The organism is Streptomyces sp. FXJ1.172 (assembly GCF_001636945.3).
Classification (GTDB): Bacteria; Actinomycetota; Actinomycetes; order Streptomycetales; family Streptomycetaceae; genus Streptomyces.
Genome location: NZ_CP119133.2, coordinates 6,119,950 through 6,132,542, shown reverse-complemented (window position 1 = coordinate 6,132,542; position 12,593 = coordinate 6,119,950). Strand labels below are relative to the sequence as shown.

Annotated in this window: 8 protein-coding genes and 1 pseudogene; all 9 read right to left on the bottom strand. The window is 67.8% G+C overall.

The genetic code is table 11. The features are described 5' to 3' along the window. The 9 genes and pseudogenes from A6P39_RS27465 to A6P39_RS27425 all read right to left on the bottom strand — a co-directional run bounded on the left by A6P39_RS27465 (window position 1) and on the right by A6P39_RS27425 (window position 12,490). Complete coding sequence (locus tag A6P39_RS27465; RefSeq protein ID WP_159395932.1) at window positions 1-813, bottom strand: DUF5819 family protein; 813 nt, start codon at window positions 811-813, stop codon at window positions 1-3. A 209-nt stretch (window positions 814-1,022) separates the two neighbouring features. Beyond that, entirely contained in the window at window positions 1,023-1,553 is a 531-nt protein-coding gene (locus A6P39_RS27460) for a hypothetical protein (protein ID WP_159395931.1), read from the bottom strand. 1,031 nt (window positions 1,554-2,584) lie between these two features. Next, a complete protein-coding gene (locus tag A6P39_RS27455) occupies window positions 2,585-4,546 on the bottom strand; it encodes a TIGR03960 family B12-binding radical SAM protein (protein ID WP_067039562.1) in 1,962 nt (653 codons plus the stop codon). A gap of 70 nt (window positions 4,547-4,616) precedes the next feature. Beyond that, window positions 4,617-6,131, bottom strand: coding sequence for a CYTH and CHAD domain-containing protein (locus A6P39_RS27450; RefSeq protein ID WP_067039559.1), 1,515 nt, complete (start codon window positions 6,129-6,131; stop codon window positions 4,617-4,619). Window positions 6,132-6,223: 92 nt separating this feature from the next. After that, window positions 6,224-7,417 (bottom strand): rod shape-determining protein RodA, encoded by a 1,194-nt coding sequence (rodA, locus tag A6P39_RS27445; RefSeq protein ID WP_067039556.1) that lies wholly within the window; start codon window positions 7,415-7,417, stop codon window positions 6,224-6,226. After that, window positions 7,414-9,663: a penicillin-binding protein 2 gene (gene mrdA / locus A6P39_RS27440; protein ID WP_067039553.1), complete on the bottom strand. Its 2,250-nt coding sequence runs from the start codon at window positions 9,661-9,663 to the stop codon at window positions 7,414-7,416. The genes rodA and mrdA overlap by 4 nt, the downstream gene beginning before the upstream one ends. Window positions 9,664-9,809: 146 nt before the next feature. After that, a complete protein-coding gene (gene mreD, locus A6P39_RS27435; RefSeq protein WP_067039550.1) occupies window positions 9,810-10,487 on the bottom strand; it encodes a rod shape-determining protein MreD in 678 nt (225 codons plus the stop codon). A 21-nt stretch (window positions 10,488-10,508) separates the two neighbouring features. Beyond that, window positions 10,509-11,308, bottom strand: a pseudogene (gene mreC, locus A6P39_RS27430) (rod shape-determining protein MreC). 162 nt (window positions 11,309-11,470) lie between these two features. Then, complete coding sequence (locus A6P39_RS27425) at window positions 11,471-12,490, bottom strand: rod shape-determining protein (RefSeq protein WP_067039545.1); 1,020 nt, start codon at window positions 12,488-12,490, stop codon at window positions 11,471-11,473. Between the last annotated feature and the right edge of the window lie 103 nt (window positions 12,491-12,593).

The window sequence follows — 12,593 nt, the reverse complement described above, 5'->3', positions numbered from 1 at the left end:
TCACAGCTCCTCGTAGAACTTCTCCTCGACCGGCCACCACGGCAGGATTCTGTAGGCCGTCGTGTCCGGCGTTTTCTGTCCCGTCCACTTCGGAGGGGCAACGGCATTGGTACGGCTGGCGAGTTGGATACGGACGATCCGTTCGCCGTTCCACTGATGGCCGAAATGCTGAAGCGCGATCCGCGTCAGGTATTCGGCGGAAAGTTCACTGCGCATGCCGTTCGTAGGCTTGTCCTTCAGATCATGTGATTCCGTATAGAAATCCCAGGACCGGCGTAGCACATTCTGGTCCAGATGACTGGGAACCGGATTGTGTTTCATGGCCTGCAAATGCGGGAATGAGAGGTTTTCCCAGCTCCACGTGTGACGGGTGCCGTCACGCCCCAGCGTCTGAACCCGTGCACCGACCGACACATTCTGAGCCAGCGGGTTGGGGGCGAACATCTGCCAATTCTGACCAAATTCCGGATAGATGTAGCCATTGATCGCTTTTTGATACCTATTTGTCACGGAATTGGCTGGCGCGAGAGTCAGGAAAACCATGCAGAGGTGCCACAACACCGCACCGAGCAGGACGGCGGCCGTAGCCGTCAATACTGCCAGAGATCTCGTCGATCGGACGTGCGTGACGGTATCTCGCCCGATGCCTCCGGTAGTGGCTACGTCGCCGGTAGCGCCCGCGTCGGGAAGGACGGCCGGTTCGACGCATCCCGCTGCCGGGCCGGCCGCCTCGGACGCCCTTGGCGAGCCAACCCGAATGTCGGAGCTTCTGGGCGACGTCGAATCGCCCGTTGTCTTCGTGAACTGCTCCATGATGATCCTCGCGATCTGCCGTCTCACCGGCATGCGCATCGACGGAGAGCCGTGCGCCGCTTCAGTGCCTCACATACAACGGAAGCCCCGGCGTCGCCCGTCAGGGCGACGCCGGAATTCCCTACCGCCCCTACGTAATTGGGCCGAGACTTCGGCTGAATTCACCGACAGCAGACACCCAGGGACCGGCATACATCAGGCGACCCCTGTCAGCCGCCGTTCGCGTTGTTGCCATTGTTTTGGCCATTGGCATTGTTGCCGTTGTTCCCGTTGTTCCCGTTGTTGCCGTTGTTCCCGTTGTTGCCATTGTTCGGATTGTTGGCATTGTTCGGGTTGTTGGCATTGTTCGGGTTGTTGGCATTATTGCCGTTATTCCCGTTGTTGCCGTTGTTGCCGTTGTTGCCGTTGTTCCCGTTGTTCCCGTTGTTGGCGTTGTTCGGGTTGTTCGTGCCGTTGGATCCCCCGATGAGGCCGACGGGGATCAGGGTCAGCGTGATCGTCGGGTTGAACGTCGCGTTCTGGGTGCAGTACCCGAAGGTGCCGCCCTTGCAGTTGTGGTCCAGGTTCAGGGACGTGGAGCCGTCTCCGTGGTCCGCACCTCCACCTCCGTAGCCGAGGGTGTGACCGATGGAAGTGATCACCCGCTGGGCGGGAAGAACGGACGGGTTGGCGAGCGCCACGCCCCCCAAAGACAGGGCGCCGGTCACAAGCCCTACAACGAGGCCCCGGAAAGCCTTCATCAGTGAACTACCTTTCTCTGCGGGTGGATCAGAGGACTGTCCGGATCCTCCAACCTTTCGGCATGGCAGAGGTAGCGAAACACGCAGGGGAAGGTGACCCAAATGATGTAATAGCGTCCGGATCTTCACCCAACCGGGCTTACATCAACCCTGTTGAAATGGTGACTCCGGTTGATGGCGGTACCACATGGACTTCAGGGCCATACGTGTGTCGGGAGGACTCGGTTTGGCAATCCTTGAGGCTCGTCCCGTGGTCGGCCGAACCTTGATGCCAGCCAAGGCTCGGCCACCTGTCGGTGCTGTAAGGTATCGTCGCCGACGTCCTTGGCGTGCGGGTCCAGGCTATCGCTGTGGGACCGGCGTTCGGTTCGAGGAACAGGGTATTGAAGAAGGCTCGTTGCGATGGCGCCGGGTCGTCCATCTCGCTGGCACCGTCAACCTGGACCGCACCAACGTCAATAGCAACGCGGCCACAAATGGAATAGGCGTCGACTGCATTCTCAGGGCCGGCGACACAGTCGACCTGAACAACAGCCGCGTCCGCGGCAATGTGTCGACGAACTGCGCGGGCACGGTACCTGGCTGTACTGGTGAAGCAGCGCCGCGCCGGCGCCTCCCCGCTTCTGGCGCGGTACCGTCTTGCAAGGATGGGGCATTTGAACACCTCGCCGCCGCCGCTGCAAGGGAGATGCCCATAGAGGTCGCGCTAGCAGGTGCGAGCAATGGCGGCCGGCGCTGGGCAGTGCCGGGCCCGCAGACTCACACACCACCGCACACGGACGAGCCCCTCGCATCGGGAGAGGGGCTCGGGGTCATGCAGACGTGCAGAGGCTTGGAACCGCCCTCAGTCCCACTCCACCTCAGAGACGATGTGCGGAGCACTTCCGGGAGCTGGCAGCGGCGTACAGGAGGACAGCTGCGGCGCCGACGGGCGAGGGCACGAAGCACCGACCGCCGCAAGCGCAGCAGCCACCTCCTCCTCACTCACCCCTGCCGGCGCCTCAACCACCCGATCGAGCGCCCCGCCCACCTCAGTGCACGTGACCGCTCGAAGCCGGCGTCGGACCCGCGTTCTTGACCGTGAGAGGCAGCAACTTCTTGCCGGTCGGGCCGATTTGGATCTGGGTGTCCATCTGCGGGCAGACGCCGCAGTCGAAGCACGGTGTCCAGCGGCAGTCCTCGACCTCTGTTTCGTCGAGGGCGTCCTGCCAGTCCTCCCAGAGCCAGTCCTTGTCCAGGCCGGAGTCGAGGTGGTCCCAGGGCAGGACCTCCTCGTAGCCGCGCTCGCGGGTGGTGTACCAGTCGACGTCCACGCCGAAGGGGGCGAGCGCCTTTTCGGCGCAGGCCATCCAGCGGTCGTAGGAGAAGTGCTCGCGCCAGCCGTCGAAGCGGCCGCCGTCCTCGTAGACCGCGCGGATCACGGCGCCGGTGCGGCGGTCGCCGCGGGACAGGAGGCCTTCGACGATGCCCGGCTTGCCGTCGTGGTAGCGGAAGCCGATCGAGCGGCCGTACTTCTTGTCGCCGCGGATCTTGTCCCGGAGCTTCGCGAGACGTGCGTCCGTCTCCTCCGCCGAGAGCTGCGGGGCCCACTGGAAGGGGGTGTGGGGCTTGGGGACGAAGCCGCCGATCGAGACCGTGCAGCGGATGTCGTTGGAGCCCGAGACCTCTCGGCCCTTCTGGATGACGTGGGTCGCCATGTCGGCGATCTGGAGGACGTCGTCGTCCGTCTCGGTCGGCAGGCCGCACATGAAGTACAGCTTCACCTGGCGCCAGCCGTTGCCGTACGCCGTCGCCACCGTACGGATGAGGTCTTCCTCCGAGACCATCTTGTTGATGACCTTGCGCATGCGCTCCGAGCCGCCCTCGGGGGCGAAGGTCAGGCCCGAGCGGCGGCCGTTGCGCGTCAGCTCGTTCGCCAGGTCGACGTTGAAGGCGTCGACCCGGGTGGAGGGGAGGGACAGGCCGATCTTGTCTTCCTCGTACCTGTCCGCCAGGCCCTTCGCGATGTCGCCGATCTCGCTGTGGTCGGCCGAGGAGAGGGAGAGGAGGCCCACCTCCTCGAAACCCGTCGCCTTCAGGCCCTTGTCGACCATGTCGCCGATGCCCGTGATGGAGCGCTCGCGCACCGGGCGGGTGATCATGCCGGCCTGGCAGAAGCGGCAGCCGCGGGTGCAGCCGCGGAAGATCTCCACCGACATGCGCTCGTGGACCGTCTCGGCCAGGGGCACGAGGGGCTGCTTGGGGTACGGCCACTCGTCCAGGTCCATGACCGTGTGCTTCGACACGCGCCAGGGCACGCCGCTCTTGTTCGGTACGACGCGGGCGATGCGGCCGTCCGGGAGGTACTCGACGTCGTAGAACGCCGGGATGTACACCCCGCCCGTCTTCGCCAGGCGGAAGAGGACCTCCTCGCGGCCGCCCGGGCGGCCCTCCGCCTTCCACTCGCGGATGATCCTCGTCATGTCGAGGACGGCCTGCTCGCCGTCGCCGACGATGGCCGCGTCGATGAAGTCCGCGATCGGTTCCGGGTTGAAGGCCGCGTGGCCGCCCGCCAGGACGATCGGGTCGTCGATCGTGCGGTCCTTGGACTCCAGGGGGATGCCCGCCAGGTCCAGGGCCGTGAGCATGTTCGTGTAGCCCAGCTCCGTGGAGAAGCTCAGGCCGAACACGTCGAAGGCCTTCACCGGGCGGTGGCTGTCCACCGTGAACTGCGGGACGCCGTGCTCGCGCATGAGCGCCTCGAGGTCCGGCCACACGCTGTAGGTGCGCTCGGCGAGCACGCCCTCCTGCTCGTTGAGGACCTCGTAGAGGATCATGACGCCCTGGTTGGGCAGGCCGACCTCGTAGGCGTCCGGGTACATGAGCGTCCAGCGGACGTCGCAGCTGTCCCACTCCTTGACGGTGGAGTTCAGCTCGCCGCCCACGTACTGGATCGGCTTCTGCACATGCGGGAGCAGGGCTTCGAGCTGCGGGAACACCGACTCGACAGACATCGGGGGAACCTTCGTGAGCTGACAGGGGTGACCATCAAGCCTAACCCGCCCGGCGGCGTGAACCGTACGGTCAGCCGAAGGCACCGGACCCGGTCTCCCGCCACAGCCCGGGCAGCTCCCCCTCCGCGCGTGCCGCGCGTGCCTCCTCCCGCCCGTACAGCAGCCCGTATGTGAACGCGCTCTCCCCCGCCGCGTGCGCCACCGCGGACAGCTCGCGCAGGGTCCGGCGGGCCATGACGCTGTCCTGGTGTTCGCCGAGGAGGGTCGTCAGGGACTTCATGTTCCTGGTGAGGGTGCGGGCCGGTTTTCCCAGGGCCTCGGTGGCCGCCTCGGCCGCGTACCGGGTGCGCTTGGCCTTCTTGCGGGCCTCGTGCACCGCGATGTCGCGCTCTTCGCCGGGCGGGAGGTCGAGCGCCTGTCCGACCAGGGCGGACAGGGCGGCGAGGTCCTTGCGTACGGCCTTGTCGAGCACCTTCTCCGGCCGCTTGCCGCCCGCTGTGCGCAGCGGCGGGTCGGCGAGGAGGGTGTCCAGCGTGTCCAGCAGGGTGAGATGGCGGCGGGAGTCCAGGACACCGGTCAGATGGCCGTGGGCGCTGCCGTGCCGGGCCTTCGCCCAGGCTTCGAGGCGTGCGCGGACCGGGCCGGTGACGAGGGCGGGCGGCAGGGCGTCCAGGGCGGTTGTGAGGCGTTCGGCCAGCACTTCCTGGTCGCGGTCGATGCCCAGCTCGCCCGCGAGCCATTTCAGCTCCGCGGCGAGGGGGTCGGTGGCGTGGCGGTCGAGGACCGAGCGGAAGCTGCGCAGGGTGCTGCGGGCGCGGCGGGTGGCGACGCGCATGCGGTGCACCGCGTCGGGTACGTCACGGCGGACGGCGGGGTCCAGGTCGACCAGTACGTCGCGCTGGGCGCGGAGGTAGGCGAGGACGTGATCGCCGGCGGTGGCCGGCCGCTCGGGCTTGTCCTTCCCGCCGCTCGTGCGGCTCTTGCGGCGGCCGGCGGTCTGGGCCAGGGCCCGGGCGAGCTTCGACGGCGAGCGCGAGGGGCGTACGCCCGCCTTGCACAGCCGTTTCTCCACCAGGTCCAGGAAGGCGGGGTCGCCGCCCTCGGCCAGTTCCACCTCGATCTCGGTCCACTGGGCGGCCCCGCCCTTGCCGGTGAGCCGTTCGGCGGTCACGGCGTCGACGCTCGCCTCGGCCAGCAGCGCGCCGTCGGCGTCGACCAGGTGGCGGACGTCGCGGGCGGTGCGCAGCCGGACCAGCGGGATCAGCTCGGCGTCCCTGACCCGGGAGCGGACGAGGCCGGCGAGCTCATCGGGGACGCTGTCGGAGAGCGGGGCGCGGATCTCGTCGCGGACCCCGGGGGCGACCGGGAACTTCAGATGCCAGCCGGCGTCCGAACCGCCGGTGCGGCGGCGCAGGGTGAGAGCGGCGGCCGCCAGGCGTTCGTCGGCAGTGTCGTAGTAGGTGGCGTCGAGTTCGACCAGGCCCTTGTCGAGCACGGCCGCCACCCCGCCGACGCCGGTCAGGTCGGGAAGCCCGCTGTCGTCGGATTCGTACTTGCGCTCGATCTCGCGTTTCGCATCCGCCATGGACCGAATCTAGTGCGCCACGGGCCGATGCGGCAGGGGCCGTTCCGGGTGAATGGCAGGAAGACTCCCACCGCCCGCCCGGTGAACCGGCCTCACGCGGACATCGGTCTCTGTACCTTGATCGACTGCAGGAGTCCGACGGCCACCCACACCGCGAACATCGACGAGCCGCCGTACGAGACGAACGGCAGGGGCAGGCCGGTGACCGGCATGATGCCGAGGGTCATGCCGATGTTCTCGAAGGCCTGGAAGGCGAACCAGGCGACGATTCCGGCGGCCACGACCGTGCCGTACAGCTCCGTGGAGTCGCGGGCGATACGGCAGGCCCGCCACAGGATGAGGCCGATCAGGGCGATGATCAGGCCGGCGCCCAGGAAGCCCAGCTCCTCCCCCGCGACCGTGAAGACGAAGTCCGTCTGCTGCTCGGGCACGAACTGGCCGGTGGTCTGCGAGCCGTGGAAGAGCCCCGCCCCGGTCAGACCGCCGGAACCGATGGCGATACGGGCCTGGTTGGTGTTGTAGCCCACGCCCGCCGGGTCCAGGCTCGGGTTGGCGAAGGCGGCGAAGCGGTTGATCTGGTACTGGTCCAGGATGTGCAGCTGCCAGATGGCGATGCAGCCGATCGCGCCGGTGGTCAGCAGGCCGAAGACCCAGCGGTTGGAGGCGCCGGAGGCCAGCAGCACGCCCAGGATGATGGCCACCATGGCGAGCACCGAGCCGAGGTCGGGCATCAGCAGCAGGATCAGGCACGGTACGGCCGCGAGGCCGAGGGACTGCGCCACGGTCCGGTGGTCCGGGTACGGCTTGTCACCCGCGTCCACCCGGGCGGCCAGCATCATCGCCATCCCGAGGATGATCGCGACCTTGAGGAACTCGGCGGGCTGGATCGAGAAACCGCCGATCACGATCCAGTTCCGCTGGCCGTTGATCGTCGCGCCGAGGGGCGTGAGGACGACCAGCGCCAGCAGGACCGACAGACCGTAGAGGACCGGCACGATGTTGCGCAGGCCGCGGTGGCCGAGCCAGATCGTGGCGATCATCAGGGTGAACCCGATGCCGAGGTTCAGCAGGTGCCGTTCCAGGAAGTAGTACGGGTCGCCCTGGTTGATCTCGGTGCGGTTGCGCGTGGCCGAGAAGACCAGCAGCGAGCCCAGCAGGGACAGCGCGAGAGCGGCGATCAGTATGGGCCAGTCGAGCCGGCGGGCCAGCGAGTCGCGGGCGAAGATCCTGGTCCAGCCCGCCCGCTCGGGACCGTATCCGGAGACGGAGAAGCTGTTGCCGGTCATGCGGGCATCCTCCGGCTTCCCCGCCTGCGCGGCCGCCTGCGGGTGTTGCGGTTGCCCGTGGTGGGCGAGGGGGAAGTGGCGGGCTGCTGGTCGGAGTTGTTGCTGGGGTTGTCCTTCTGGGAGGCCTCGGCGTCCTTGCCGGGGTCGCCGGTGATCTTCGGTGCGTCGATGGTGCCGTCCGTGCGGACCTTGGGCAGGCCCTGCTGCGGCTGGGGCAGCAGCGCCTTCTTGTTGTCGATGGAGCCGTCGCCCTGGACGCCGTAGAGCGCGCTGTAGATGTTGCGCACGGCCTCACCGGCGGAACCGGAACCCGTACCGGCCTGGGAGATCGTCATGATCACCGAGTAGTCCTTGGAGTACGTGGCCAGCCAGCCGGTGGTCTGCTTGCCGTAGACCTCGGCGGTACCGGTCTTGCCGTGCAGCTGGATCTTGTCCTGCGGCCAGCCGTTGAACTTCCACGCCGCCGTACCGCGGGTGATGACGCCCGCGAAGGCGTCGTTCATACCCTTGAGGGTGGCCTGGCTGACCGGCAGCTTGCGCTGCACCCTGGGCTTGATCTCCTGGACGGACTTGCCGTCGGGGCTGATGACCGCCTTGCCGATGGTGGGGAAGTATTCGGTGCCGCCGTTGGCGACGGCGCCGTAGATCATCGCCTCCTGGATCGGTGTGACGAGCGTGTCGCCCTGGCCGATGGAGTAGTTGATCTCATCGCCCTCACGCATCTTGTTGCCCTCGAGGCAGTCCTCGTAATAGATCCTCTCGACGTAGGTGCCGTCCTTCTTGCCGTACTTGCACCAGGCGTCCTTGTTGGCCTTCCAGTAGTCGAGCTTCCACTGGCGGTCGGGGACGCGGCCGGTGACCTCGTTGGGCAGGTCGATGCCGGTCTGCTTGCCGAGGCCGAACTGGTGGGCCGTCTTGAAGAACCAGTCCTTGGGCTGGCCCTTCTTGGGGTTGATGCCGCCGTCCTTCTTCCACTCGTTGTCGCCGAGGCCGTAGAAGACGGTGTCGCAGGAGACCTCCAGGGCGCGGCCCAGGGAGATGTCGCCGAAGTTCTCGCCCTCGAAGTTCTTGAAGACCTGGCCGCCGACCGAGTAGGAGCTGGTGCAGGGGTAGCCGCCGTCCCAGGCGTAGCCGGCCTGGACCGCGGCGGCCGTGGAGACCACCTTGAACGTCGAACCGGGAGCCGCCTGGCCCTGGATGGCCCGGTTGAGCAGCGGGTAGTCGGAGTCCTTGCCGGTGAGGGCCTTGTAGTCCTTGGCGGAGATGCCGCCCACCCACGCGTTCGGGTCGTAGGTCGGCGCCGAGGCCATCGCGACGATCCGGCCGGTCTTGGCCTCCATGACGACGACGGCGCCGGAGTCGGCCTTGAAGTTCTCGCCGGTGTTCTTGTCGAACTGCTGGCGGGCGGCCTTCATGGCGTTGTCCAGCTCGTACTCGGCGACGCGCTGGACCCGGGAGTCGATGCTGGTGACCAGGTTGGAACCGGGCTCGGCGGCATCCGACTTGGCCTTGCCGATGACCCGGCCGAGGTTGTCCACCTCGTAGCGGGTCACGCCGGCCTTGCCGCGCAGCTCCTTGTCGTACTCCCGCTCCAGGCCGGAGCGGCCGACCATGTCGGAGCGCAGGTAGGGCGAGTTGGTGTCCTTGGCCTTCTGGATCTCCGCGTCGGTGACGGGCGAGAGATAGCCGAGCACCTGCGCGGTGTTGGAGTTGCCCGGGCCGGGGTAGCGGCGCACGGCCTCGGGCTCGGCGCTGATGCCGGGGAAGTCCTCGGAGCGCTCGCGGATCTGCAGGGCCTGCTTGGGCGTCGCCTTGTCGGTGATCGGGATCGGCTGGTACGGCGAGCCGTTCCAGCACGGCTGGGGGGTCTTGGCGTCGCACAGCCGGACCTTCTGCTTCACCTCCTCGGGCGTCATGCCGAGGACACCGGCCAGCTTGGTGAGGACGGCCTTGCCGCCGTCCTTCTCCTTGAGCAGCTCGGTGCGGGAGGCGGAGACGACCAGGCGGGTCTCGTTGTCGGCGAGGGGGACGCCCCGGGCGTCCAGGATGTCGCCGCGCACTGCGGGGTCGACGACCTGCTGGACGTGGTTGCCGGATGCCTCCTTCTGGTATTGGGCTCCCTCGCGGATCTGGAGATACCACAGGCGGCCGCCGAGTGTGCCGAGGAGGGAGAGGACGAGGATCTGGATCACGACGAGCCGGATCTGGACCCGTGGGGTCCGACCGGTCTCGGGGATGTTGGTCACTGCGGCTGCCTCCCCCTCTCAGGACACGAACGACTGCGCATGCGGCACGTGCGTGCGATCGGCCTGTGCGCGTACGAATGATGAACGACCAGCCTGTGAACCCGCGTTCCGCGAGAACTGACTCGTTCGGGTGAACTCTGCGCCGGTCACAGCCGCTTGACCCCCTTGATCCGGCCGACGCGGACGGTACGGGTGCGGGCCCTGGTCTTCAGGGCGCCGAGGCCGCCGCGCTGGCCTCCGATGCGCAGGCCGGTGCCGGAGGAGAGCCAGCCCGAGGTGACGTCCCCGGCCTTGGCGGCGGGACCGCTCTCGGCGAGCGGGTCGTTGTCGGCACGGCGGGCGAGCCACATGACCGCGGGGACCACGAACGGGGCGAGCAGAAGGTCGTACAGGGCGGCCGAGATGAGCAGGCCGGGCAGGCCGACGTGGCGGGCGGCGGTGTCCCCGACCAGCGCGCCCACGCCCGCGTACAGCAGCGTGGAGCCGACGGCGGCGGCCACCACCACGGCCATCGGGCCGGTCGCCGATTTCAGCCGGCCGTTCCCTGGCCGCGCGAGCCCGGCGAAGTAGCAGGTCACGCACAGGACGAGCGCATAGCGGCCGGCCGCGTGGTCGGCGGGCGGGGCGAGGTCGGCGAGCAGGCCCGCGCCGAAACCGACGAGGCAGCCGCCGACATGGCCGTACACCATGGCGAGGCCGAGGACGGTGAGCAGCAGCAGATCGGGGACGGCACCCGGCAGATGCAGGCGGGCGAGGACGCTCACCTGGATCACCAGGGCCACGACGACCAGCGCGCTGGAGAGCAGGATCCGGTTGAGACGCATGGGAAAGTCAGCTCCTACTGCTCATGGCCGGGTCGAGTCGGACGCGTTGGCCGACGGGGTGACCGTGACGGTGACCGTCGGCGTCGGGATCGGCTTGGGCTTGGCCGGCAGGACCTCGTCACGAGGGTCCTTCTTCGGGGCCTCGACGACCACACCGACGATGTCGAGCTTGGTGAAGCTGACGTAGGGCGTGACATAGATCGTGCGGGTCAGGCCGCCGTTGGAGGGGTCGATCCGGGAGACCACGCCGACCGGCACGCCGGGCACGAACGGCCGGTCGTTCTGCGAGCCGAAGGTGACGAGCCGGTCGCCCTTGTGCACCTCCGCCTGGCCGTTGAGCAGTTCCACGCGCAGCGGGCGGTCGCCCTGTCCGGAGGCGAAGCCGAGTTCGTCACCGGCCTCCATGCGGGTGCCGACGGTGAAGTCGGGGTCGTTGGCGAGGAGCACGGTGGAGGTGTCCGGGCCGACGGTGGTGACGCGGCCGACCAGGCCGTCACCGTTGAGGACCGTCATGTCCCGTTTGATGCCGTCTGGTTGCGGTCGTCGCTGCCGAGCTTCGCCTTGAGTGCCGCGTTCTCCTTCTCCAGTGCGGCCAGGCGGCTGTGCCGGCTGCCGGAGTCACGGATCGCGGAGACGGCGTTGCCGACGGGGTCGACCGCCGAGGACAGCCCGTTCTCGACGGGGCCGAACACCGCGGCCGCGGCGTGCCGCGCACCGTCGACCGGGGAGTTCCGGCCTCCCCGGATATCCACCGTGATCAGCGCGAACGCGATGGCGACCAGCAGGACCAGGAGCAGCCGGCTCTCTTTCGTGTCCCTCACGTGCGGCGGCCGTGCCCTTCCTCGATAGGAATTCGGGAGCCCCGGTGCGGCGCGGCGCGCGAAACGCAAACCGAAGGGGCCCATTTGGGAGCTTATGCCTCTATATCAACGATCCGCCGCACGAGAGGAGAACGTCTCGTACGGCGGAATCAAAGAGTTACGTCATCTGCGCGGCTGCGCGTCGAGAACCTGCTGGAGCGCCTCGAACTCCTCGACACACTTTCCGGAACCGAGCGCGACGCTGTCGAGCGGGTCCTCGGCGATGTGGATCGGCATACCGGTCTCCCGGCGCAGCCGCTCGTCGAGGCCGCGCAGCAGGGCTCCACCGCCGGTCAGAACGATTCCTCGGTCCATGATGTCGCCGGACAGCTCCGGCGGGCACTTGTCGAGGGTCGTCTTGACCGCGTCCACGATCGCGTTGACCGGCTCCTCGATCGCCTTGCGGACCTCGGCGGCCGAGATGACGACGGTCTTGGGCAGCCCGGACACCAGGTCCCGGCCGCGCACTTCGGTGTGCTCGTCGGAGTCGAGGTCGTACGCCGAACCGATCGTGATCTTGATCTGTTCGGCCGTACGCTCACCCAGCAGAAGGCTGTACTCCTTCTTGATGTACTGGATGATCGCGTTGTCCAGTTCGTCGCCCGCGACGCGGATGGACTGGGCGGTGACGATGCCGCCGAGCGAGATGACCGCGACCTCCGTGGTGCCGCCGCCGATGTCCACCACCATGTTGCCCGTGGCCTCGTGGACCGGCAGGCCGGAGCCGATGGCCGCGGCCATGGGCTCCTCGATGATGTGCACCTGGCGGGCACCGGCCTGGGTGGACGCCTCGATCACGGCGCGGCGCTCGACACCCGTGATGCCCGAGGGGACACAGACGACGACCCGCGGCCGGGCGAGGTACCGCCGCTTGTGGATCTTCAGGATGAAGTAGCGGAGCATCCGCTCGGTGATCTCGAAATCCGCGATCACGCCGTCCTTCAGCGGGCGGACGGCCACGATGTTGCCCGGCGTCCGGCCGATCATCTTCTTCGCTTCGGCACCGACCGCGAGGATCCCACCCGTATTGGTGTTGATCGCGACGACGGACGGCTCGTTGAGTACGATCCCGCGACCCCTGACGTACACCAGCGTGTTGGCGGTCCCGAGGTCGACAGCCATGTCACGGCCGATGAACGACATTGAGTTCCCCATCCGGATTCATCTGGCCTTCCTGCGCTTTTGAGGGCATATCAGGTCGGCGAGGCGGGTGCTGTGACGTGAAGGCTTCCATCGTAAACGCGCC